The 25,154-nt window shown below is 43.8% G+C and carries 24 protein-coding genes; 14 read left to right on the top strand and 10 right to left on the bottom strand.

Features of this window, described 5'->3' with window-relative positions; all coding sequences use genetic code 11:
• Nucleotides 1–23 precede the first annotated feature (23 nt).
• Nucleotides 24–839, top strand: a complete 816-nt coding sequence (locus AB4Z08_RS20575) for a hypothetical protein (RefSeq protein WP_441575661.1) — start codon at nt 24–26, stop codon at nt 837–839.
• A 34-nt stretch (nt 840–873) separates the two neighbouring features.
• Nucleotides 874–2,580, top strand: coding sequence for a hypothetical protein (locus AB4Z08_RS20580; protein WP_441575662.1), 1,707 nt, complete (start codon nt 874–876; stop codon nt 2,578–2,580).
• A gap of 106 nt (nt 2,581–2,686) precedes the next feature.
• Here AB4Z08_RS20580 and AB4Z08_RS20585 read toward each other — a convergent pair whose 3' ends face one another.
• The gene (locus AB4Z08_RS20585; RefSeq protein WP_441575663.1) at nt 2,687–3,571 is read right to left on the bottom strand and encodes a PhzF family phenazine biosynthesis protein; all 885 of its coding nucleotides are present in this window, start codon (nt 3,569–3,571) and stop codon (nt 2,687–2,689) included.
• Nucleotides 3,572–3,684: 113 nt separating this feature from the next.
• Between AB4Z08_RS20585 and AB4Z08_RS20590 the strand changes: the two genes are divergently transcribed.
• The 4 genes from AB4Z08_RS20590 to AB4Z08_RS20605 all read left to right on the top strand — a co-directional run bounded on the left by AB4Z08_RS20590 (nt 3,685) and on the right by AB4Z08_RS20605 (nt 5,722).
• The gene (locus AB4Z08_RS20590; protein WP_441575664.1) at nt 3,685–4,047 is read left to right on the top strand and encodes a winged helix-turn-helix transcriptional regulator; all 363 of its coding nucleotides are present in this window, start codon (nt 3,685–3,687) and stop codon (nt 4,045–4,047) included.
• An 85-nt stretch (nt 4,048–4,132) separates the two neighbouring features.
• Nucleotides 4,133–4,588 carry a YqgE/AlgH family protein gene (locus AB4Z08_RS20595; protein WP_441575665.1) on the top strand — a complete coding sequence of 152 codons (456 nt, stop codon included), beginning with the start codon at nt 4,133–4,135 and terminating at the stop codon, nt 4,586–4,588.
• Between the two features lie 24 nt (nt 4,589–4,612).
• Nucleotides 4,613–4,918, top strand: a complete 306-nt coding sequence (locus AB4Z08_RS20600; protein ID WP_441575666.1) for a DUF493 family protein — start codon at nt 4,613–4,615, stop codon at nt 4,916–4,918.
• Nucleotides 4,919–5,050: 132 nt separating this feature from the next.
• On the top strand, nt 5,051–5,722 hold the full coding sequence (locus tag AB4Z08_RS20605; protein ID WP_441575667.1) for a YceI family protein: 672 nt from the start codon (nt 5,051–5,053) through the stop codon (nt 5,720–5,722).
• A 103-nt stretch (nt 5,723–5,825) separates the two neighbouring features.
• Here the strand turns inward: AB4Z08_RS20605 and AB4Z08_RS20610 are convergent, their stop codons facing one another.
• The 9 genes from AB4Z08_RS20610 to AB4Z08_RS20650 form a co-directional block, all read right to left on the bottom strand.
• Nucleotides 5,826–6,344, bottom strand: coding sequence for a hypothetical protein (locus tag AB4Z08_RS20610; protein WP_441575668.1), 519 nt, complete (start codon nt 6,342–6,344; stop codon nt 5,826–5,828).
• A gap of 89 nt (nt 6,345–6,433) precedes the next feature.
• A complete protein-coding gene (locus AB4Z08_RS20615) occupies nt 6,434–7,426 on the bottom strand; it encodes a phosphotransferase (protein ID WP_441575669.1) in 993 nt (330 codons plus the stop codon).
• Nucleotides 7,427–7,604: 178 nt separating this feature from the next.
• Entirely contained in the window at nt 7,605–8,690 is a 1,086-nt protein-coding gene (locus AB4Z08_RS20620) for an NAD(P)H-dependent flavin oxidoreductase (RefSeq protein ID WP_441575670.1), read from the bottom strand.
• A gap of 100 nt (nt 8,691–8,790) precedes the next feature.
• Nucleotides 8,791–9,369 (bottom strand): Crp/Fnr family transcriptional regulator, encoded by a 579-nt coding sequence (locus AB4Z08_RS20625; RefSeq protein ID WP_441575671.1) that lies wholly within the window; start codon nt 9,367–9,369, stop codon nt 8,791–8,793.
• A gap of 106 nt (nt 9,370–9,475) precedes the next feature.
• The gene (locus AB4Z08_RS20630) at nt 9,476–10,318 is read right to left on the bottom strand and encodes an SDR family NAD(P)-dependent oxidoreductase (protein ID WP_441575672.1); all 843 of its coding nucleotides are present in this window, start codon (nt 10,316–10,318) and stop codon (nt 9,476–9,478) included.
• A gap of 24 nt (nt 10,319–10,342) precedes the next feature.
• Nucleotides 10,343–10,795, bottom strand: a complete 453-nt coding sequence (locus AB4Z08_RS20635) for a nuclear transport factor 2 family protein (RefSeq protein ID WP_441575673.1) — start codon at nt 10,793–10,795, stop codon at nt 10,343–10,345.
• A gap of 1 nt (nt 10,796) precedes the next feature.
• The gene (locus tag AB4Z08_RS20640) at nt 10,797–11,531 is read right to left on the bottom strand and encodes an SDR family NAD(P)-dependent oxidoreductase (RefSeq protein WP_441575674.1); all 735 of its coding nucleotides are present in this window, start codon (nt 11,529–11,531) and stop codon (nt 10,797–10,799) included.
• A gap of 4 nt (nt 11,532–11,535) precedes the next feature.
• Nucleotides 11,536–11,754: a tautomerase family protein gene (locus tag AB4Z08_RS20645; protein WP_441575675.1), complete on the bottom strand. Its 219-nt coding sequence runs from the start codon at nt 11,752–11,754 to the stop codon at nt 11,536–11,538.
• Nucleotides 11,755–11,781: 27 nt separating this feature from the next.
• On the bottom strand, nt 11,782–12,300 hold the full coding sequence (locus AB4Z08_RS20650) for a YceI family protein (RefSeq protein ID WP_441575676.1): 519 nt from the start codon (nt 12,298–12,300) through the stop codon (nt 11,782–11,784).
• Between the two features lie 296 nt (nt 12,301–12,596).
• Here AB4Z08_RS20650 and AB4Z08_RS20655 point away from each other — a divergent pair, with 296 nt between their 5' ends.
• From AB4Z08_RS20655 to AB4Z08_RS20690, 8 genes are all read left to right on the top strand, one after another.
• Nucleotides 12,597–15,113, top strand: coding sequence for a DUF5686 family protein (locus tag AB4Z08_RS20655; protein WP_441575677.1), 2,517 nt, complete (start codon nt 12,597–12,599; stop codon nt 15,111–15,113).
• A gap of 171 nt (nt 15,114–15,284) precedes the next feature.
• On the top strand, nt 15,285–16,124 hold the full coding sequence (locus tag AB4Z08_RS20660) for a hypothetical protein (RefSeq protein ID WP_441575678.1): 840 nt from the start codon (nt 15,285–15,287) through the stop codon (nt 16,122–16,124).
• Nucleotides 16,125–16,341: 217 nt separating this feature from the next.
• On the top strand, nt 16,342–16,764 hold the full coding sequence (locus AB4Z08_RS20665) for a VOC family protein (RefSeq protein ID WP_441575679.1): 423 nt from the start codon (nt 16,342–16,344) through the stop codon (nt 16,762–16,764).
• 344 nt (nt 16,765–17,108) lie between these two features.
• Nucleotides 17,109–20,300 carry a reprolysin-like metallopeptidase gene (locus AB4Z08_RS20670; protein WP_441575680.1) on the top strand — a complete coding sequence of 1,064 codons (3,192 nt, stop codon included), beginning with the start codon at nt 17,109–17,111 and terminating at the stop codon, nt 20,298–20,300.
• A gap of 684 nt (nt 20,301–20,984) precedes the next feature.
• Complete coding sequence (locus tag AB4Z08_RS20675) at nt 20,985–22,325, top strand: hypothetical protein (RefSeq protein WP_441575681.1); 1,341 nt, start codon at nt 20,985–20,987, stop codon at nt 22,323–22,325.
• 160 nt (nt 22,326–22,485) lie between these two features.
• Nucleotides 22,486–22,857 carry a hypothetical protein gene (locus AB4Z08_RS20680; protein ID WP_441575682.1) on the top strand — a complete coding sequence of 124 codons (372 nt, stop codon included), beginning with the start codon at nt 22,486–22,488 and terminating at the stop codon, nt 22,855–22,857.
• A 78-nt stretch (nt 22,858–22,935) separates the two neighbouring features.
• On the top strand, nt 22,936–24,075 hold the full coding sequence (locus tag AB4Z08_RS20685) for a 6-bladed beta-propeller (protein WP_441575683.1): 1,140 nt from the start codon (nt 22,936–22,938) through the stop codon (nt 24,073–24,075).
• Nucleotides 24,076–24,185: 110 nt separating this feature from the next.
• A complete protein-coding gene (locus AB4Z08_RS20690; protein WP_441575684.1) occupies nt 24,186–25,118 on the top strand; it encodes a terpene synthase family protein in 933 nt (310 codons plus the stop codon).
• Nucleotides 25,119–25,154 lie beyond the last annotated feature (36 nt).

Genomic DNA, 25,154 nt, shown 5'->3' on the forward strand with positions numbered 1-25,154 from the left:
GTCGCTTAAAAAAAATGAGTCCAATGAATTTCATTTATACAAGTATAAGAATAGCTGTGATAGGAGTCCTGTTATCACTTTCTGCCTGTCGTCATCAGGATGATCTGCAGCCCGTGGATGCACAGATCGGATTTTACAATGCTTCGGAATATGTGCGGCTGCAATTGCGTAATAATTACAAACCCAGCTATGTGTTTATAGATACAAAAGACACGGTAGGTTCGGCGACTACTTCCCGTTTTGCTACGGGTGATTATATCAACCAGTTTCCTAACCAGTCTTACTATGTAAATCATCCGCAGCCATGGCTGAGTTATATTCGTATCATACCTGGCACACATCAGTTGTTGCTCATGGATACCGGCATGCATCGTGTACTCGTAAAAGATACAGTGGTTTCCCGGCATGGAACGCCTATGACAGTATATTTTGCGGATAACCTGGGGGAGTTCCGCACGTGGAAGCTATCTGATGAAGTGAATACGCAAAGTGATGCCATTCATCTGCGTGTACTGGATCTGAGCCCGGATGCCGGAAAGATATACCTTACTATCAACGGACACGCGCCTGCGGGCTTTCCATCTTCTTTTCAATACGGAGATGTGGCCGGTTTTATTCCTGTGCCAGTCAAAGGTCCTGACACCTTACGTATCCGCTTTTATCACCCGGAAACACCTGGAGAATCCATACTTAGCACTACACTGCTGACTACACCCGGAGGTGCTTACAACATTGTGGTGAAAGGGTACGAGAACGCCCAGGGATTCGTAGATCCTGCAAGCGGCAGTTATCTCAGCTTTGACGCAAGTCTCAAAGTGGCATTGACGCAGGTCAGGTAAAACCGTTTCAATCATCAACTTTTAAATTAACATCATGCTATTCATACACAATTTTCTCTACCGGACCAGCCTTTTAGTACTGTTGGTGGCATTGCTTTTTTCCTGTAAAAAAACAGAAGAATATGCGAAGGAGGTGAATGATTATCCTTACCTGATTACAGGCGAAATTCAGTTGGAGAGCATCGGTAAGGGCTTGTACAAGGGCTTACAACGTTCCTATCTGGTAGGAGATACACTGACGTTGGTCGGAAAATTTTTTGTGGACAAACCAGGTACACAGATCCGGGTGGGTAGCCAAACGATACAACCACTGGAAAAATACCTGCTGCCACACGGTATAAACAGCTATACAAAACAGACAGAATACCTGGATGTATTGCGTTTCGTTATTACTAAAGAAATGGGATTGGGCGCTCATATTCCGTTAAGCATTATTGCGAATGGTCAAACGCTGCAGGCACCGGACATCTCCATCCGGCAATTCTCCGGTAGTATGCATCGTACCGATACTACTTTATATGTAGAGCAGCTGGTCAACTGGAAGCCCAATAACGCTGATTTTTATCGTAACAATGGGTTACCGATGATCAATAATTACAGCGTTACCGCTGATGGCGCCATTTATTTCGGCAACCAGACGGAGATAGATGTTTGCAAAGGAGGCAAGATCATCAACCTGATAAATGCGGGAGATAAATTCCAGGAAAATGGCCTCCTCTTCTCGATTAAAATGATAGCAGGCAATGTGGTCGCCTACGATGAGAGCACACTTACTTTTTCCGCAGAAGTAACGGAGGATGTCCCCGAAGCGGCCACCTCTTACATTTTCAGATTGTGCAAAATGGACCTCGCCACCAGGAAAGTTACTACGCTTAATCGAACCCTGGTAACCAAAGGGCCGGTTACGGTCAATGAAAACGGCGGTCCGTTTGAAGGTGCTGTAGGTAATCTGAAGATTGTGGCTACCGTGCTGAAAACAGATGTTAATGGCGCCGTGTATTTTGTTAATAATTATTCCACTGCCGGAACGGACCATGTCAATGAATTCAATTGGTATAAGAAGGGTTTGGGGCCATCGTCCTATCTTGGTCAATCTTCAGTATATTCTAATCTCTGCCGGGTAGATGTAGGAGGCACCGTAAAATCTCTTTTCAAACAGGAGGATCTGTGGATTGGGCCTTCTCCATACAACATTCCTGGATTTTCATTGCAGATGACCTTTGATTATGTGATTAGTCCGGATGGAAAGTGGGCTTTCTGTAATAATCAGATAAACCTGAGCATGCAGTATAGCTTTGCGTCTTATGACCTGGAGCACGATGAGATCCAGACGATTACCGGTTTTTTTTCGCAACCGTATCATTTCTTTTCCTACGATACTTCAGCTGTAACCGGTATTCATGAACCAGCGCTTTTTGTCTATTTCGGTTTGGCCAATACCAACTATTTAAGCAATTTTTTATATACACCCGATGGAGATCTGTTGGTCATCAACGGCAATTCTATTGCTGCCGTTGATCTGGCAAACAAGACCACATATTGTTATGCAGGAACGGAGATGGGCCTGCTCGGCGGTGTGCCCTCACAGGATAAAATTACCGGCCCTGCAAAAGATATATATTTTAGCGAGCCAGGAACGCGGATGATCGGGCAGGACAAGCAGGGCAGTCTCTTTTACACCGGGCAACTGGATGGTTATGCGAACGGGGTTAATTTTTACAGGCTGTATTCCCGTAAATAACAGCTATTGCTTTATTTCTCTTTTCGCTATTTTAATCCATATCGTAAAAGGTCGTCTCATTTGTAAGAGACGGCCTTTTAATTTCAATATTCAAACTTACCCGTAGCTAAACATAAATCTGTCCTTCCATGACAATGGTAGAAGAACCACTTACCCAGATACCATCTTCGACCACCATAACACGGATGGTAGAAGGGTGTTCCACATATGCCCCCTGCAGGATCAGGAAATTCTGGTCTTTGGGGATATGGCCCAGCATGGCAAGATATCCTGCCAATGGCCCCGCCGCAGTACCTGTAGCCGGATCCTCATCAATACCCATTCCCGGATTGAAAAATCTTGCTTCCGCGAGGTATTTATCATTTGAAGGATGGGTGGTGAATAAGTAGCAGCCTTCAAAACCAAATTTCTCTGAGATTTCTTTTAATAAAGATTTATGCGAAATGGCTTTTTGAAGAGATGCGGCATCTTTTACGGGAACCATTAAATGCGGCACCTCTGTTTGCACCACATTAATGGGCCAGTCATTCAGGGAAAGATCATCGATGCCTAATCCAACTGCGGCGGAAATGATATCGATGGGGACGGTGCGGATGATGGCTGCGGGTCTTTGTTTCATGGCCACATATGGTAGTCCGTTTTCTTCCGTAATGTGCAGTGGTATCTTTGTATCTTTTATCAATACCCAGGGTTGTTCTCCCTGGCCTTTGAAAATATCCCATTTTTTTAGTAGCGCAAGACAAACCGCGCCGAGCAGGTTATGGCCGGCGCCGGCAACTTCAAATCTGGCGGGTGTAAATGACCGCACTTTGAATGCATTTTGTGCTGTGGAATAATGCACGAAAGAAGTTTCGGAGTAGCCGAATTCACGGGAAATATCATGGTATTGTTCCATGGTAAGCTCGTTTTCGATATTCACTACGGAGAGCTGATTACCCTTATATCGCTGGTCGGTAAATACGTCTAATACGTAGTAATCCAATTTTTTCATTTGCTTTTTTAATTTACGGATTGGTAATTGCTCAAAATTAGCATCAAATAGTTTACTTTAGTTATTGGTTAACTAATGGTAACTAGTAACCTTTTGTTAACCGATTAATAAAAATGGAAGATCAACATAAACAGGAAGCAACCTGCGAACAGGAGTTAAATGCCATCCGCGACAGCCTGGAAGTATTGGGTGGGAAATGGAAATTGAGGATTATGCGCCATCTGAACATTCACATGGATGAAATCAATACGTTCAAAAAAATCCAGCGTGGAGTAGAAGGCATATCTGCCAAAATGTTGTCAAAGGAATTACAGGATCTGGAAATCAACCTGCTTGTTTCCCGTACGGTAATGGATACCAAACCAATTACTGTGCAGTATGCCATCACCGCTTATGGGCAGAGCGTTTTCCCGGTTACGGAAAGCCTGGTTAACTGGGGATTAAATCATCTTCAAAAGATAAAGCAAAAGGCATAAACTGCTGAAAGCAGGAGGGCGTTTCCTTTTCGCATCCTGTGGCCGAACAACTAACCATTCCGTACACTACAGCTTTTACCAGATTATGAATGCAGGAATATTTATCAGCAGCACATCGCTATTGGACGATAGCTTTTTTGAAAAATCGATCTTATTTATCACGGAGTATAATGACAAAGGAGCGATGGGGTTTGTGGTCAACAAGGAGTTTCCCCGTAAGTTTAACGAACTGGAAGAGTTCAAATACAGCATTCCGTTTCCGATATATGACGGAGGTCCGGTAGACCGGGAACACCTTTATTTTGTGCATAGGCGGCCCGAGTTAATAACAGGAGGTGAGCTGGTAGCAGATAATATCTACCTGGGAGGCGACTTTGAGGCGGCGGTAATGCATATGAATAATAAGACCATCACCGAAAAAGATATGAGGTTATTTATTGGCTATTGTGGTTGGGACCTCCATGAACTCGAAGCCGAAATAGCGGAAGGCAGTTGGGAGATTTTGGAAAAAGGACGCTATTTTGCAGGATTATTTAGTTAAACAAAATTGATAAATAGTATTAATATGTCTACAGGTGAAAATGGAAATGCCAACTTTAGCGGAGATCCATATGAAAATTTTCGTTCATTGTTACAGCAGTCAATTGTATTCCCCACTGAATATACCTTTAAGTTTATTATTAAAGCAGACGAGGAAAAGATAGCGGAGCTGATGGCGATGTTTGCGGACGTCCAGGCAAAAATCACTACCACTGAGTCATCCGGAGGAAAATATAAGTCATTTACCGTAGTGGTGCCGGTGAAGGATGAGGAAGAAGTGATTTCGTATTATAAAGAGGTATCAACAATCAATTCTGTGATTATGCTATAGGGATGGGTTGTATATACGTCATATGTCTATACATGAATTGTTATAATATTGACATATTTCAATGTGTTGCATCGTTGAATAGGTCCAATGCATTAATTTCGTGGACTTATATATACTACTTAATTGAAATTTATGAAGCAAACAGTTCCTGCTTTTATCCTGCTGCTTACACTGGCAGCATGTGGTGGTGCTTCGACCGATCAGGCGAAGACCGAAGACAAAAAAGAAGCAGCTGTGGCCGCGGGCACAGCTTATGCAATTGACACTACAACTACAGCTGTTCAATGGCGTGCTACTCACAAAGGTGGATTTGCTCCACGCTTTGGCACTATCAAAGTAGCAGATGGTAGCCTCAATGTTGAAAACGGCGCTGTTACCGGTGGTAGCTTTGACGTAAACCTGGCTACACTGGCTGCGGATCCGGCTTCTGTTACTGAGCCTGATAAAAAGGCTTCCGATCTGGAAGGTCACCTGAAGAGCCCTGACTTCTTCGACGTGGCAAAGTATCCAACTGCTAAATTCGTTATCACAGGTGTGACTGCTTATGACAGCACCAAGCAGAAAAGCCTGCTTGCCGGCGCTACCAATCTTATCAGCGGCAACCTGACCCTGAAAGACAGCACCCTGAACATCACTTTCCCTGCACAAATCACTGTTGGCGCAAACGACGTTACTGCAAATGCAAAATTTGTAATTGACAGATCAGCCTGGGGTATCAGCTACAAAACAGAAGGTAGCCCTGAAAACTGGATGATCAGCAAAGATGTTGAAATTGGTTTCAGCCTGAAAGCAGTAAAGAAATAAATGCTTTATGATCGCTTAAGGTCCTGATCTATCAGTATCAAAAAGAGCAGCCTGGCAATATTATCTGCCAGGCTGCTTTTTATTTGTCAGTGCTTTTGTTTTATCATAAATCATTGGCCTTGTTAAATTCCTCGCCCGCTTTGTGAAGCGCATCATTCATTTCACGGACCTTACTGTTCATCTTCAGCCTTTCTTCATTCAGTTGTAATTGACGGTCCTGTGCTTTTTTTATTTTTTCAGGGTCCGTATCGTAGGAGGCTTCCTGCGCGGCAATTTCTTCCCGGTCGGACAGCTGCATATCTCTGAGGAGGGTATAAAAATGGATGGCGGCTGCTTTGAGTTCAGGCCCCTGGCTGATTCCATCTGCCGACAAGGCACTTATCTCTTTAATGATTTGATTAAATGCCTGTTCTTCTTTATCTATAGCGCGGTAAGCTCCTTTGAAATCTTTTTTTATCTGGCAGTTTAATTTCTCCACGCCAGGCCCGCCTTCACTCACCATGATATGGAGGGCCTCATGTTCTTTCTGATCAATGACAGCTTTAAATTCAATGGCCTTCTTCGGTTTACAGGAGCAGAGACTTGCCAGCAAAAAGATAACAATGGCAATGGGTTGTTTCATTTCGATTTCTTTTAACGATGATGTTCATCGGAGAAAATCCCCGGGCAATGCTAAAACTAAATATTTTTCCCTTCTTTGTAACAATCTTATTAAAGCCATTGATAATCAGCCACCAGCTGCAATGAATCTTCCCATCGTTTCAGCTGTAAATTATGCAGCAACCTTTGCATATGAACAAACGCATACTGTTGCCTGGCGTCACTGTCTGCCAAACTTATTTTACCTGCCCATATATCATCGTGAAATGTTTTGAAATCTGCCGGGACCTGCCCTGGATCAATGGACACACCTGCATTGGAACATATTAACAGGAAATACGCAAAGTAAAAGAGGTGAAGTAACTGGGACATTAAAAAGAAGCGGGCATGATGGTATTCATTTAACTCTTTGCCAAAATAGGTAGTAAGATATTCCTTTTCTTCCTGCTCGTTGGTGACTACAAAGTTGGCAACAATGGCGAGGTCCAGGTAGCGATCGTTCAGGAACGCCGCTTCCCAGTCCACCAGCCATACTTTGTTTCCATCGAAAAGCGTGTTTTCCGGCTTCAGATCATTGTGACAGGCGACCATGTCCTGAGCGTTGCGGGGATAAATGTTTATCATCCTGGCATACTGACGGAATAGTTCTGCCGTCATGTGCTCAGGGAGGATGTTGGCTGCCTGAAATTTTTTAAAGAAACCATCGGCAGCATCCAGGTAATTTACCCGGAAAGGAAAGGGCGGGAGTGAATGTAACCGCTTCAGTAAATCAGGCAGCTTTATTCTTGCTTCCTCCCGGGGGAAAGGTGTTGTTTCCACGAAATCAGTGATGGCAATTCTATCGGTGATGTTTGTGTACAGCACCTTCGGCGCAATGCCTGCATCTGCAGCGGCCTGCATGCAGGCATATTCGTGCGTGGGATCACCCATGAGATCCGTACGGGTAATGATGCGGAGTAAATATGGTTTTTTCAAAACGAGTATTCGAAAAACAAGCGCCGTAGAAAGCCCGGTAGTCAGTTGACGGATATCTTCAAATTCATTTACGCCAAATGTAACATGCAGGGCCTGTTTTACGGCAGTTTCTTTAGTTGCTGGAATCATAAAAATTGGAAAGAAATGATTGAAAGCTCCTCAAATATATAGGAGCTTTTACAATTTCCTTTACCTCAAAAAATATATTTTTTTGACTGAACTTTAATGGTGAAATAGATGTTATTCCAATACTATGGCTCACCTTCAGTGAGCAAAAATTCCAGCCTTCCTTTCCTTTTAAGAGCAATTATTTTTTCTGCTGATCGAAGTAGTCGGTCGTTTCTTCCTGTATGCTTTTCATCAGATCAGCAGCTTTGGTATGTTTTAATACCGGCGCTATCTGTCCTCCCCAAAAGTAGATCATGTCCCATTTTTCCTGCGCGATGGCTTCCTTTCTTAAATGTGACATGAACTGGGTTTGAAGTGGGAAAGGCAGAAATCCATTTTCGGTATACATTAACTCTTCGGCGATGCGATTGGCGATTCCTCTGCCAAGTCTTCCTGTAAATGATCGTGATAAGGTTGTGTGCCGCGCAGCCTCTGAAAACAGCATTTGCTTATGAATAGCGGTAGCATTGGACTCTTCGCAGGCCAGGAAAGCAGTGCCGATTTGCACCGCATCTGCGCCGAGTGCAAGTGCGGCTGCAACACCTTTGCCATTGGCAATACCGCCTGCAGCGATCACCGGTATTTTTACTTTTTCCCTGATGAGCTGGATCAGTGCAAATGTTCCTATGGTAGATGATTCGGCGGATGCAAGGAATGATGGGCGATGTCCTCCGGCTTCAAAACCCGAAGCAATAATGAGGTCAACTCCCGCTGATTCCAGTGCGATGGCTTCATCAAGTGTAGTGGCAGCTCCAATGGTAACGATGCCGAGCCGGTGGCATTGTTCCAGGATGTCTGCTGATGGGATGCCGAACATAAAGCTGAATACCGGTGGCTTTTGATGCAGGATAACATCTGCCTGGTTTTCAAAACGGGATTTGAACGGTGGCGGTTTTTCCGGTAATGGGATTCCCAACTCGTCAAAGTAAGGTTTGAATAAAGTCCGGACCTGTTTAAACCGTTCATCTGAAAGGGTATCCTCCTGCATATCTGTATCGGACACCCACAGATTGATATTGTAAGGCTTATTGGTGGCCGCTTTTATTTGTTGATCTATCTGGATGATTTCCTGCGGACTTAGTGTATAGGCGCCGTAGCCTCCGAGTCCGCCGGCGTTGGAGACGGTAGATACCAGTTCCACAGAAGACAGGTTTCCGCCGAATGGCCCCTGGAGAACAGGATATTCAATACCCAGCATTTCCGATGCTTTTGTTTGATACCACATAATGCTAAATTTATTACACGACAAAGTACGGGAGTAAAATCGGGGTAATGGTGTGAGCGGCATCACATTCGCGGGAGTGTTTACTGATGCCGGTTACAGCTCAATCATTATACAACCGGCTGAGCGTTTCTCTTGAAACACCGAGATAAGCAGCGATCAGTTTTTTAGGAACCATATTATAAAGTTCGGGATAGAGTTTCAACAACTCTTCATACCGTTGTTTCACATTATTATTCATCAAAGACAACAGCCTTTTTTGAGAGGCCACATATCCTTTGTTGGTCCGCCACCGGAAAAAATGTTCCACTGCATGAATTTCACTACACAGTTTTTCCCGGTCGCTATTGGTAAGACAAAGCACTTCTGCATCGGTAATACAGTCAACGTTGATAGTGGCATTGGTATGATTGTATAACGCATTATAATCAGAGGTCCACCAGGTGGGCATGGCAAACTGCAGGATAAACATTTTCAGATCATCGTTGATGAAGAAAGATTTTAAACAACCGGAGGTCACGAAGTATTCGCCATCTACCTGGGCACCTTCTGTAATGATGGCTTGTCCTTTTCTAAAACGCTGGCTTTTAAAATGAGAGAAGAAATAATCAAACTGCTCCTGCGGCAGCACGCTTATTCTATCTATATGAGCCTTTAAAATATCTTTAGCGTCTATTGCCATATAAGTGGTATTTCATACTACTTTTTTAAAGTTAAAGATTTTCAGATAGAAAACTGTTATTGGCCTGGCGTTGATGCAAACCTGGTACCCGGTCTGCATCAGCTGCTTATGATGGAAAGTCGGCGTCAATAGTAACTGATTTCCACTGTTCCAGTTCTGCCGACATCGCCGATAGTTTTTCTGATGCCCTGTTGTAAGCATCCTTTCCCAGGAACAGGTGCATGGGTGGCTCGGGGTTTTCCGCCAGCCCGATGAAAATCCCGGCTGCCCGATCCGGATCGCCGGCCTGTTGGCCGTTCATGGACAGGTAACGTTCCTGCGTATTTTTTACGGCCTCATATCCCTCGATTCCGGAGGTGTTTAACGCAAGGGAGGTTGGCGTCAGGAAGCCGGTCCGGAAACCGGAGGGTTCCACTACGGTGACTTTAATGCCAAATTCTTTTACGTCCAGTGCGATCACTTCAGAAAATGCTGCCACCGCTGCTTTAGTGGCAGCATAAACGGACCAGCCGTGGGCACCCGAAAATCCGGCTACAGAGCCGATATTGAGGATATAACCTGATCTCTGGCGGCGCATGACCGGCAGGATACTTTTGGTTACATTGATGATGGCCAGTACGTTTGTATTGAAGATGTTCTTCACCTCCTGTTCCGGTATTTCCTCCACCGTTCCCACCATGCCATAGCCGGCGTTGTTTACCACTACATCGATGCGTCCGAAAGCCGATAATGTTTGTTGAATAGCATCACTGATACAGTCCGTGTTATTTAAATCTACCGCCAACGGAAGAAAGCGCTCCCGGTCTATTAAGTCAACCGCCTGGCTTAGCTGATGTGCATTCCTGGAGGTGGCAGCGACCCGGTATCCGTTATCGAGCAGCTTTTTCACAAGGCTGAGTCCCAGTCCCTGGGAGGCCCCGGTTACAAACCATACTTTTGAAGTGTTCATCACTTAAATGTTAAGGTGTTTAATTTATTCTGTCACGTCCGTCAACATTTTGTTTACGATCACCCAGCGGTTATCAATTTTGTGGAACGAAAGCAGATCGTAATAATTGAAATCATACATTTTGATATTGACTTTGGCAAATGCGATGGAGTTGATCACCTCAATCGATAAGATCGTTCCTTTAAAGGGCTTTCCGGAGTCTTTAGGGGTTTGGCGATGCGCCACACCATCCAGGTATTGTTCGAGTGTTTTGGCATAAGGCTGCCCTTTAATATCCCCGAATAGTAAGGTGCCTGGATATAGAATTTTGCGCAGGGTGCTGATATCTCCATTATAGAGCCCCTTGAAGTAATACTCTTCCAGTGCCTGGGTGATGGCTGTTGAATCTTGCTGATGCGTGTTCATTTTCTTTGGGTTTTGCGCTTTTGCTACCAAAAATGCCAGTGATAGAAAAGCCGTCAATAAACGTGTTTTCATATTAATTAAGATGATGACCAGCTGCCATACCACCGTCTACATTGATGATGGCGCCGCTGATAAAGTTACTCCTGGAAACGGTATATACCATTTGTGCGATGTCTGTTACTTCGCCTACCCGGTTGAGCAGGTGTAAGCCCGCGCTTTGGTCCGCATGCTCACCGTGCATAGGTGTACGTATCACGCCGGGGGCAATGGTATTCACCCTGATATTGTGTTTGCCGAATTCCGCTGCCAGCTGCAGGGTTAGTGCATGGATGGCTCCTTTGGAGGAAATTGGCGCCGTAGAAGGACCGCCACCAAGTGCATGGTTTACTAAAGGCGTACCGATATTGATCACTACACCATTATGTTGTTTGAGCATCTGCGGAATAATGGCCTGGGTGGTAAAGAAGGTACCTTTCAGGTTTGTATTCAGGAACCGGTCGAGGTAAGCTTCATCTACTTCGAGGAATGGTCTGGTTTCATAGATGCCGGCATTATTTACCAGCACGTCTACCGCGCCAAATCTCTCTATGGCAGTTGCCAGAAGTCTGTCGCCGGTGCTTTTATCTGCCACATTGCCTGCCACCATGGCCAGGCCCGGGCCAGCGCCCAGTTCCTGGTACACCTGCGCGAGCTTTTCGGCGGTGGAAGAATTGATGATTACGTTGTCGCCGTTTTCCAGGAAATGACGGGCTATTTCTTTACCGATGCCAGAGGAGGCACCAGTTACTATTACTGTCAGCTTTTTCATGCTTTTATTTTTTATCAGCGGTTATACCTTTTTCTCTCAGCACAGACACCTGTTCTCCGGCGTATCCCCAGTCATCCAGTTCAATTTCCTGGATCACCACATGGGTTAATTGGGGATCTTTATTTAACACTTCAGTAATCAGATTGGTTATCCCTTTGATCAGTGCCTGTTTTTGTTGTTTGGTTACACCTTCCCGGGTTACTTCTATTTTAACGTAGGGCATGGTTTAAATTTTTGTGCCAGCCACTGCTCATGCAGCTTTAGCGGTGATGTTGATGTTCAATTCAAAATCGTTGTAGATCAGGGTATCGCCCAAATCCCTGAAGAAATTCCCTGAGCGGAATTTTATCCCGTATTTGGTACGATCAATGACCAGCTTGCCGGTGGCGGTTAACAGGTCGCCGTTTACCTGGAGTACTGCATTAAATTCAACAGGATGAGTGATCCCTTTGATGGTCAGGGCGCCAGCCACATGATTGCCGGCAACGGAAGTGATTTCCAGTGATGCTTCCGGATAGGTATCAATAGAGAAGAAGTCATCAGAAGCGAGGTGGCCGGCGAATTGTGCATTGGTGGCGGGGTCCGTTACATCCAGTATTTTGATAGAGGTGGTATCGATAATGAATTTACCACCGGTGAGTTGGCCATCATTCAAAATGATCTCACCTTCTTTTATGGCAATGGTACCATTGTGTGCGCCGGTTACCTTTTTTCCCACCCAGTCAATATTGCTTTGGGTATTTACGATGTCAAATTTTTGATTTTTCATTTTTGTAGTTTTTAATTGTACAGCAAAGATGAAAAGGATTTCTCAGGTGGTAGTGTGATCTGCATCACTATAAAAAAGCAGCATCACGTATGTGATCCAGGTCACATAAGTGCACAACGCCACTGCGGGAGAAGTGGCGTTGCTGTATAATGAGCTTTTTAAAGCATCAGTGCTGGATTTTGGCAGAAATGGGGGGATACTATGCCAGCTCCCTCATAGGGGGATATCTCGTTTCAAGCGTCATGCATATAACATCGTGGAATAAGTGGAATTTATGTGAGCTTCAAATTTTATGAATGTTTATTACCTGCAACTGTGCTGTAAATCGTTTGATTTTCTGTTGTTACCTGCTGCTTATTATTTTCCGTGTTGATGCACAAAGCCCGGCCATCATCACCGGGAGGGTAGTTTCCGCTTTCTCGCAGGAGCCATTGCCTTATGCCACCATATACTGGAAAGGAGGGGGCTACGGCTGTATGACGGACAGTGCGGGGTACTTCCATTTGAAGAAAAGTCATTATAACAACGATACACTGGTTGTCCGCTATGTAGGGCACCAGGTGTTATTTGTGCATCCGGAAATAACCGGTAAGCCGGAGGCCTTGTTAATTCAATTGGAGCCGGCGGTGAAAGCAGGTGTGGAAGTAAAAGGGAAAACAAACAGGGGATTGGTATGGTGGCGGCAGATTGTAGCGCACAAGCGGGAAAATGCCCCGGGATACTATGACACCTATTATGCTGAATTGTATAACAAGCTGGAAATAGACATTGCCAATCTCGACAAAACAAAATGGCAGCATTCAGGCACCATGAAGCCATTTAAATTTCTACTGGATCGGGTGGACAGCATTTCTGAAAGCCGGTCTTTTTTACCGGTTTTTTTAAGCGAAAGCATTTCCGACTATTATGTCACCACATCGCCGCCACGGGTAAGGGAAGAAATTAAGGCATTGCACAGTGGTGGGATCAGGAATGAATCAGTGATGGAATATCTTGGTGGCATCAACCAGAAAATCAATTCCTACCAGGACTATATGCAGATTTTCGGGAGGGAGTTTATAAGTCCGGTAGGTGCTACCGGCGACAAATACTATCATTATAAAGCATTGGATACAATGATGGTGAATGGCGTGCCTTATTTTCATCTGGCCTTTACGCCTAAACGGGAAGGCGAAAATCTTTTTAATGGAGATTGCTGGATTCATGGTCCTACGTGGGCCTTATCGAAAATCAGCATGAATGTGAATGGAGCGGTGAACATTAATTTTGTTAAACGATTGGAGATTATCCAGGAATTCGGAAAAGGGAATGAAAAGGAGTGGATGGTATTGAAGGATAAATTTATTGTAGAGTTGGCGCCACTGGGAAAGGAAAGAAATACCTTCATTGCCCGGAAAACAACGCATTATCAACAGGTGAAAATAAATGACCCTGGTGCCAGGATAAAGATTTCAGCAGGTCGCAATAAGGAGGAGGTAGTGATTGCAGATAGCGCAGCTACTGCGGGCAGTGCCTACTGGAATCAGCACCGGCCGGAGACCCTCACCAGCAACGAGGCGCTGGCGATGACATTAGTGGATACACTCAGAGCCATGCCTGCTTTTAAAAGTCTCAGTGATAAAGTAACTTTTCTGTTGGATGGACACTTAAAACTGGGCAAGGTGGAAATAGGACCCTGGTATAAGTGGGTAAGCCGTAACCCGGTGGAAGGTGTTCGTTTGCGCTTTGATCTTGGCACCACGCCTGAATTTAACCGCAACCTGCGCTTCTCAGGTTACCTGGCTTATGGTACCGGTGACAAGGCGCTTAAAGGAAAAGTAGCCATGGCCTGGAATCTTCCTGGAAAAAATTCATATAGTATCTATACTTCTTTCAAAGATGATCTGGACAACCGGCAGCGTGGATTTAACGGGGAAGAGGTTTCCCTGGATAATATCTTCGGGCAGGTAGTCAGACGCCGGAATATTCCACAGAAGTTTATCCGGGAACGCGAAATGAAATTCAGCGTATCCAAAAAGTTGCCGATGAATTTTTCGGTGGAAGGCACTTTCCTGCATAGCAGTTTCAGTACCATGTCGCCGTTGCCGCCTCACAAAATATTTCTGCCTGAAAATAAAGGCGGGGATGTTGTCAATAGTGAATGGCAGCTGAAGGTAAGGTATGCACTGGGGGAACATGAAATACGTACGCCACGCAAAATACGGCGGATAAAAGGTAATCTTCCGGTAGTAGAACTTTTGTGTGGAACAGCTGCTGCCGGCGTGTTTGGCAGCCAGTACGGATACGAAAGGGTTAGTCTGAGTGTCAATCAGCGTTTCCGTATTCCACGATGGGGGCAGGTAACTTACCAGGTGTATGGAGGCCGGATTTTCGCAGATAAATTGCCGTTTATGCTGTTGCAGGTGCATCCCGGTAACGAGACCTATTACTATAATAAGGAGTCCTTTAGTTTGATGAATAAATATGAATTCATCAGCGACAGGTATGCAGGCATTAACCTGGAACATAATTTTGATGGTAAATTGCTGAACCTGTTGCCATTTATGAGAAGAAGTGGCATACGCCAGTTCTGGAATGTGAAATCTGTTGTCGGAGATCTCTCACGTGAAAATATTATTTATAACAAAATGGAATTTCCTGGTTATGGTATGCATTCCTTTAAGGGAAAGACTTACATGGAAATAGGAACCGGTTTTGACAATATCTTCCATTTCTTTCGGATAGATGCTGTATGGCGTTTGTATCCGAATGGAGCGACTAGCTCACAACGCTCAGGGTTTGGTGTTTTTGGAAGCTGCAGGTTGCAGTTTTAGCAGGGTTCACGGACCCCGCTTTTTTGTTGAAGATATTCCATCTCCTGGCCAATTTAAGTGATCTTCCAGCCCTTTCTTCCTCCCTCGTTTGAATTTTTTTTATGCCGCGCATAGGGGTAAAGTAATTTCGCAAACGTGTACTATTGGTAACCATAAATATTTTAGTACATCATGAAAAAGTATGTTAATCTGTTAGGGGCAGTGCTGAGTCTTCTGATCACTTATCACATTCCTTTAATGGCCCAGAAAGCCTCATTGACAAAAAGTAGCGTGGTAAAGGAAGACAGTGTACTGATGCTGAGCGGCGAAACCAAGCATGGTAAGATAACCGGTGTAGGAACAGATGTTGTTTTATTTGTACACAGCGGGGAAAAGTTGGAATATTCTTTAAAGAGAGCAGACATCCATAAAATTGTGTTTGCCAGCGGCAGAACAGAAATCGTAACAGCTCCTGCTGTGGCTAAATCTCCTGCCGACACCTATCCTCCGATGGAGCATAACCTGATCGCAGTATTGCCTTTTAAATACCGTAGCGTGGGAGAACCGCTGGAGCAGATCAATGCGACCAAAGAAAAGCTGCAGGACGATACCTATTCCTACCTGAGCAAACGTAATGGCATGTATAAATTCCAGGATCCACAAACCACCAATGCGTTGCTGATCCGGAAAGGTATTGACGAAAATACGATCAGGGCCTATACTTTTGATGAGCTGTGTAAAATACTGGGCACAGAATACATAGTACAGGGTGGTTTGTCGCGCAGCAGCAAGGAAAATGTATCCAGTGCGGAAACTAAAACAGTCAATAAAGACGATGATCGCCTGAGACAGAACAAAGCCGCCAGCACGGTAGTGGAAAAGACTTACCAAAATGAGGTGTCTGTACTTATTTATAACCGGCAGAACGATAAAGTATTCGACAATCACCGTACGGCCATTTTATCACAGGAAGATTCTTATAAAGATGCATTATTCTATATGCTGAAAAGATGCCCGATCTATAATAAATAGGAACCATGTATAAGAGAACGTCCCCCGGAGAGTGTCTGACTTTTTGGGGGCGTTTTTTTTTGATCAGGCGGGCAGCCCGATTTACCAGCAACAATACCTGATAAATAATGACGAGGTAGCTGTATCAGCTGCACCATCCACAAAATAATATTTACGTTTAGGCTGCTGACATAGGGTTGTCACATGGGCGGAATAGCTTTGTGTTATTCTAAACAAAATGAACAGTCATATGAATCTTTCTTCTATCCGTATTATTACAGCTGATATTAAACGCCTCGTTCAGTTTTATGAGAACGTCACTGGAATGCCGTTTACCTGGTATACAGATGATTTTGCCGAAGTGCGTACTCCTCTTGGGGCTCTGGCTATTGGAAGTACACGTACCCTGGCACTTTTTGGAGGAGACGCTGTAGCCAGTCCCGCCAGCAACAGGTCCGTAATCATTGAATTCCAGGTGGAGGACGTGGATAAAAAATACCAGCAGTTGGCCGGCATACTGGGTGAGGAGGTGGTGCAACAACCAACGACTATGCCATGGGGTAATCGTTCGCTGTTATTCAGGGATACGGATGGCAACCTGGTTAATTTCTTTACTCCGCTGACGCAGGAAGCCAAGCAGAGAGCTGAAACAAAAATGTAGAGAAAGCCTTACAGAGGCCCCGAATCACCCTTATGGATGAAAAACGGGATATAAATCTCGTTGGATGTTCTTAGCGTATGAAGGCCGCCGTTATGGCGGCTTTTATACGTTAAGGTATGCTGCCCGGATGATCTGGAGGGTTGGTTAACCGTTTTTCTTTTGCTTCTTAGTATATATCATCTAAAGTTTTAAGAGGATATTTCGGTTCATGCGAACCCCGTTGGCGTTAAATATTTTATGGCCCATAACATATAGTACCTCATATCAATAGAATTGCGATCGCAGGGAGTCAAACTACATTTATAACGTTAACCGTTTCTTGAGCATTAAAATCTAAACTATCCATGAGAAAAGTTCTACTCTTCGCAGCAGCGTTGCTGTGCAGTACCGTAGCGTTTGCACAGGACTACTGGAGGGCACATACAGATGCCGCCAGCATTACTAAAGACAAAGCCGTAGCCCGGCTTGCATTTCCGACGACTTTTAAATTGTTTGATCTGAATTTCGCTCCTTTGCGGAATGAGGTCTTCAAAGCTGTCGGTAATAGGTCAATACATGCAACAATCATCTCTCTGCCTAATGCAGACGGGCAGGTTGAGCAGTTCGAAATTATTGAAGCTTCCAATTTCGAACCGGCATTGCAGGCTAAATTCCCGGAAATAAGGGCATTTTCCGGAAAAGGTATTACTGATCAGTATGCCACATTAAAGTTGAGTATTTCTCCGCAGGGGATACAGGCAATGATCTTCCGTACGGGAAAGGAAAATGAATTTATTGAACCTTATTCTGCAGACCATACTGTTTACACAGTATTCAAAAAACAGCCGAAGACTTTACCCTGGAAGTGCTCTACCCCGGAGCAAAAAATGGCCACTAATATAGGTAACCGCTTACCTGATGTTACGGCAAGAAACACCGGTGATATGAAAACAATGCGGCTGGCTCAATCAGTTACTGCTGAATACTCCAATTATTTTGGCGCTACCAGCGCTTCACAGGTTTCATTGGTACTGGCGGCTGTCAATGCTACACTTACCCGTTGCAACGGTGTTTATGAAAAGGACCTGGCTATCCATCTTAACCTGATCGCGGCAGCTACCAATGTGTTTTATTATAATCCTTCAACAGATCCGTATTCTGACGCCAGCTCTGGTGCCGGCGGCGCGTGGAATGGTGAGTTACAAAGCACCCTGACTTCTGTGATTGGTGCTGCGAATTATGATATCGGTCACCTGTTCGGTGCATCCGGTGGTGGCGGTAATGCCGGTTGTATCGGCTGTATTTGTGTCGACAATTCAAAAGGAAGTGGCTTTACTTCGCCCGCTGATGCTATTCCACAGGGAGATAATTTTGATATCGATTATGTAGTACATGAAGTAGGACACCAGTTGGGTGCTAACCATACTTTTTCCATGAGCAATGAAGGTACAGGCGTTAATGTGGAACCTGGCTCAGGTATTACTATTATGGGATATGCCGGTATTACCAGCCAGGACATAGCTCCACATTCTATTGATATTTATCATGCTGCTTCCATTGCACAGATCCAGTCTAATCTTTCCAGCAAGACTTGTCCCATCACTACCAGTATAGCAGGCAATAACGCAACACCCGTTGCCAATGCCGGTGGTAATTTTACTATTCCTATCAGCACCCCGTTTGTGCTTACCGGTTCAGCTACTGATGCCAATGCCGGTGATGTGCTGACATATTGCTGGGAGCAAAATGATAATGCTTCATCCTCACAAACAGGATCTAGTAGTGTGGCCAGTCCTACCAAAGCATCCGGTCCCAACTGGATATCATTTGCGCCTGGTACTTCCCCAATAAGATATTTCCCCAAAATGGCCACCATTCTTGCCGGCGGTTTAGTGTCCGGTCCTTTGCCTGGTGGTGATGCGGGAGCTAATACGGAAGCATTGAGTTCCGTTTCCAGAACTTTGAAGTTCCGGCTAACGGTAAGAGATAATGCTCCTTATAGCTCTACTGCTCCGGTAACTATCGGGCAGACCAATTTTGCGGATATGACCGTAACCGTCAGCAATTCATCCGGGCCTTTTGCCGTGACTGTCCCTAATACGAATGTATCATGGGCAGGCAATTCATCACAAACTATCACATGGAGCGTAGCGAATACCACGGCGTCGCCTGTTAGTTGCGCCAACGTAAAAATATCCATCTCTACAGACGGAGGCACTACATTCAGCACATTGGTGGCAAGTACTCCCAATGACGGCAGTGAGGTGGTAACTATTCCTAATACCCCCACTACCACCGCAAGAATAAAAGTAGAAGCGGTAGGAAATATTTTCTTTGATATTTCCAATACCAACTTCACTATTACATCCGGTTCATCCTGTGCTTCTCCGGCAGGGTTAAATGCTTCTGCTATTACCACTACATCGGCTACAATAGGATGGACAGCGGTAAGCGGCGCAGTATCCTATGACGTGGATTATAAGGCCACCTCATCTGGTACATGGATCAATGCAGCAACAGGAACAACAGCTGTTTCTTTGGGCTTAACAGGTCTTATTACAGGAACTACCTATGATTACAGGGTAAGAACCAATTGCAGCAGCGGTAGCAGTTCTTATTCCGCTGCACAGTTTACGACCACATCAACAGGCACCTGCAGCGCGCCTGCTGGCTTAACCAGTTCCGCTGTAACAGCTACCGGAGCTACTGTTAGCTGGACTGCTGTAAGCGGCGCCCTGAGTTATGATGTAGATTATAAAATTAATTCATCCGGTACATGGACCAATGCTGTAACCGGAACCACTTCTACTTCTGTTAACTTAAGCGGATTAACGTCAGCCACATTATACGACTGGAGAGTAAGAACAAATTGTTCAAGTGGCAGCAGTACCTACACTGCCGCACAGTTTACTACCTTAACAACAGGAGGTTGTTCCAATGTATTGGATAATTCAACCAATGGCACCATTGCCGGCGCAGCCACCATTCCATTTAATACGGATGTTACTGGTCTCATCAGCCCGAGTGGTGATATTGATAATTATAAGTTTGTCATCACTACCGGCGGTACTATTACGATTACATTGCGCACATTGCCTGGCGATTACGACCTGAAACTGCTGAACAGCGCAGGTACACAGATTGCTATTTCACAGGCAGGTGGTACCAGCAATGAAACCATCAGCAGAACCGTTACTGCGGGTACCTATTATGCACAGGTGTACGGTTATAGTGGGGCCAACAGTAGTACCACTTGTTATACATTACGGGTACAATTAGGTACTGCCAGCCGCGCAGCTGATCTTATTACCACCGATGTGAAAAAAGTGATTGTATACCCGAACCCTGCCAATAATATAGTGAACATTAAGCTTCCGGATTTCAAAGGAAAATCAGATGTGAGTATATTGGATGCGAATGGAAATGTGGTATTGCATCGTATAGTGAGTACAGCCAGCACGCAGCTTGATATTTCCGGATTGCCTGCAGGTATTTATATGATCAGGATTACGGATGGCATAAAAGAAGTGAGTACAACGAAGATTATTAAACAATAAAGACAAATACGGATTCCGATAGAGAAAAGCCAGTGCCTGAAAAGGTACTGGCTTTTTTAAAATAAATTAATAAGCTGGTTTGTAAAACTGAAAATAAACGATGGTATCATATATTGATCTTATTTCCGGTTATTTGGGCAAAACTAATTTTTTGAATATTGTATTATGGAATAAATTATCCTATATTTAAGTGCTATATTTAGATGAATCTTATCCGGATTGAAAACGTTGGTAAAGAAATAAAATATTTTAAACCCCCGGCTTGTCAGCTATGGACTTGCCTGGAATGATTCCACGAACATTAGTTCCAGCTTGTATTTGAAGAAATTAAGATTGTAAAATGATGTAGAGATGCGATTGTGCTGTTATGTAGTGCCAATTTTTTTATTTGCAGCATAAGTGGCAGGTCTCTATCAAGGTTTCAAAACATCTTTATCTATTGGTATTTTATTATTTAGCCCAATAATATAGTACCAGATAATAATCCATTTCTGATAATAAGTTTATCCAATGATGCCTGAGTACTATTCTGACAGCGTAGCTATTTTAAATGAACGTCACCTGAGTAAAACGGAGGGAGTGCATGATTTCCGGTTTGAACAGGGAAATTGTGTTCATTCATCGGCATAGGACTATAGCGATACTCACCATCTTCAGATTTTCTTTTTTGACAACTTTCGCTCTATGAATCACAACGTTAGTGCTGTTTCCACGCAGCGTAGATTTCCACGGCTAAAAGAATTCGTTGTTGTTAATAATATAGTGGCATCTGTGTCCGCATTAGTGTTTTTAACACTGCTGGTATACTCCCCCGTATTTACTCATCAATTTCAAACGCATTGGGATGATCAATGGGTAGTGATTAATCCGTATACGGAAAATGGATTGAATGTACAGAACCTATGGGCCATCCTGACCGAATTTTACAAAGGACAATATGCCCCTCTTAATCAATTGTCGTATACAATATTATATTCCGCCTTTGGTTATAACCCATTTTGGTTTCATTTGGCAGGTGTTATGTTGCATCTGTGTAACGTGTTGCTCACCTATTTCCTCATCCGCAGCATTTTAATTCAATCAGGGAGTTTTAAACAGATTTCCATCACAAGGATTTCATTTTTCACCGCAGCTATCATGGCCCTTCATCCGCTGCTGGTGGAATCGGTGGCATGGATATCGGCGTCAAAAATTCTTGTTTATAGTTTCTTTTACCTGATTGGACTCCTTTTTTATCTAAAGTATGTGTCGTCAAATAAAGTGATGTATTACTTACTTACCCTACTTTTTTTTATTTTTTCCTTTGGAGGAAAAGAACAGGCGCTAACATTTCCGGTATGCCTGCTGTTGGTGGATTACGCCGTAAACAGGAACCTGAAAAATAAATGGGTATGGATGGAGAAAGTACCACTGTTTATGCTGGCATTCGCAATGGGTTATGTTACTTTACTTTCACAAAGCGCAGATAAGGTGGGATTGCTTTCCAATGCGCGCCATTATCCATTTTACCAGAACATTATATTTGCAAGCTATTCGACTACTGAATACCTGGTAAAATGCCTGATCCCCGTTAAACTAAGCTATCTATATGTTTTTCCCAATGCTATAGGGGAGGAGGTACCTAAAAGATTTTGGATATATCCTCTGCTGTTGCTGATCATATTGTTTTCGTTCTGGGATTTCTGGAAAAAGCGATGGGTGTTTTTTGGTATCGCATTTTTCATGATTCACATAGGGATGGTGCTTCATATCATTCCCATGTCCAGATTTGCCATTGTAGCAGACAGGTATGCCTATATCGCATCCATTGGAATATTTTTTTTAGTAGCATTTTTTGCAGACAAGGCACTTGATCACACAAAGTATAGTAATCTGACACTCACCCTGGCTTTTTTCTATATGCTCTCTATTGGCATTTACGCACACCAGCGTAGTAAAGTCTGGCGAAACAGCGATACGCTGAAACAGGAGTTAAAAGAGTTGCTTGAGAAAGAAGATATTTCACCAGCTAATTCCCCAAAATGACATACTCCATGAATAATAAAAGTGAGCACGGATCAGACCTGCCAGACATAACAGTGGAATTATTTTTACTGCAGTGCTGGTGACCCCAAGGGGGTCTATTTATACTTTACACACAAACAGCAAGCATTCATCAAGGATATTTTAATTTAAAATTATAACCATGAAAAAAATACTTAAAATCGCTGGCGGCATTGCCGTAGTAATAATATTGGTTTTCAACCTGCAGTATGCGCTTATTAGCTTTGATATTACAAATTCTTCCAACAAAGCATCTGCAGCATGGGTGGATACAAATGGTAATGGCAACAGGTATTGTGGATCTACCGGTGACAGAACCTTCCGGACCGGATCCTGGGTTTGGGTAGATGACAATTACTATGCGGTAGTTGAACACTGGATTGGTTACGACACCGGTTATTATGTATTTTATCCTAATAACTCGGGAAATCAGTGTGGCGCCGAATCCAACCCATTCCGGCCGCATAATAATTACCACGATGTAACTAATATTCCACCTACGCAGGTACCTTAATGATTTTCATTTTAAATCTGCCACCCGATCCGGGTGGCAGATTTGCCAGTATTCCTGAGCTGACTCAATCATCTATCAATGAAGCAACACTTACTGATCCTTTTGATACTGCTATTAGCCTCCTGCACTCAAAAAGGGAGCAAAGGCAGGTACGACCTACCCACTACAAAAATTAAAATAACTCCCCTGGATAGCCAGGCTGTGTTTATAGAAGATATCGCTGACAGTGTGTATTATGTTCGTTTGAAAACTACCAAAGACTTTTTCATTAATTATATGTCCAAATTTTTTGTGACCGACAGTCTGATCATTATCGCTGATGGTTCGCAAAGTGCTGTCATGATATTTGATCAACAGGGTGTTCCCAAAACAAAAATTTACCAGTCGGCAAATAAACCAGATCAATATGGAAGCATGACAGATGTTGTTTATGATGAACGTCAACACCAGGTTGAAATATTAGATTTGAGTGTGAATAAAATATTCAGGTATGACATCAGTGGAAAACTAAATGATGTACTTGAAATTATAGGTTCCAGGTACTTTGGGCTGACCTTTGCAAAAGGAAAGGAAATGTATGTAAGCGAGATTGTCAATAACAACAAAGAGATGACAAGGCTCCGAATCTACAGGGAGAAAGGCGAAATGGTTACCTATCATTCTCAGGAGCTCTCCTTTTTTCCACTCATCCGGGAGCTTGATATAGCGTTTCCTCATCAGTTTGAGAACTACAGGGATTCGGTTTTCTATTTCCCGCTGTTAGATGATAAAATTTACAGCATAGCGCTGAATGCGGCAACACCTATATACCAGATTGATGCGCCAAAAGAAAATATGATAACGGACGAAATGAAAGCCATCAAAACTATCCGGGATCATTTTGCTTATTGGAAAAAAATGGAAGCTTCTGATATTATTTATGATAATAACTCCTTGTTTATTACAGACGAGTGGGTGTCGTTCAGGTATAGTTTCCAGTCAAGAATCAGTCCCAGAAATGTATTCTTTTCAAGGAAAACAGGGAAGGTACTTCAGCTGACAGCGTATAACAGCAGAAAGGATACTACTTTCCATTCACGAAATAGAATAATAGGGAAATGGCGGGACTATTTTGTAATGAAGGTTCCTCCGTTGATGCCGCCAGTACCAGGGAAAGAAAAAAGCGATACGCTACACGAAGATGTTAATTTAATGTTTTTTAAACTAAAAGCTTTTTGAATTGTACAGTAATGCATATATGCTGATAGATTATTCTGAAAAGTTATTATAATAGGAAAAGATATCTTACCGCTGCCCTCAAACGATAGGATCACCAAAATAACTGTTATATGAAACACACCCTCAAACAGCTCCATTACCGGTTTCCTTATTTGCTGAATCCCTATGCCATGGAAATGGAAGAGGAAATTGACCGATGGATCACCAGTTTCAAAAGCCTGGATGAAGTGCATCGCATCAGGATCAGAGAGGCCCGATTCGGTCATGTGACTGCCCGTTTCTTCCCGAATGCAAGTTACCGGCATACGATCGTGCAGGCGCTCCTTATGGTCTGGTACTTTATTATCGATGATACCCAGTTGTACACGCCCGTTAATGAGCTGGAGAAAATACATCAACGCTTTATGGATCTCCTGAATGGGCGCCCTGATCATGCTCCGGAAGATGACCTTTGCAGGATGTTGATGGCGATTAAACGCGTGCTGGTTGAGGACATGTCGCCAGAATGGATGAGTCGTTTTGCGGAAAGTCTCCATGAATACCTGGAGGCGGTAAGGGCGGAGGTTCCCTATAGAACGGAAAAAAGGTTTCCTACTCAGGAAGAATACATGCAGATCAGGGAGTTTTCCGTTGGCATGTGGCCTACGATAGATATGATTGAACTGGTTACGGGACAGGAGTTGCCGGTTGAGCTACTGCAAAACCCACATATACACAGGCTGAGGCAACTGGCTTGCTATTGCGTGATAATGGTGAATGATTTTTTTTCCGCCCATAAAGAGGAAATAGGTGGTGATGTATTCAACCAGGTATTGATCATTCAACACGAAAGAGGCTGCACACTTGATGAGGCCAGGGAGGAATTGCTGAAAATGCATGAGCATTACAAGAACGAATTTCTCTCTTTGCGACTTAACCTCCCTCCATTTGGTGCTTATCAACAACTGGTAATCTCTTATTTACGGGAGTTGGAAGCCCAGGTGATAGGGCACCTCAATTGGTATTTATTTGATACAGAACGATACAAATACAATATCCTATAAAGGTGAAAACCTGAACTGCGCCCGGCAGTGGGCCTG

The sequence above is a fragment of the Chitinophaga sp. RAB17 genome (genome assembly GCF_052114225.1).
Taxonomy (GTDB): Bacteria; Bacteroidota; Bacteroidia; order Chitinophagales; family Chitinophagaceae; genus Chitinophaga.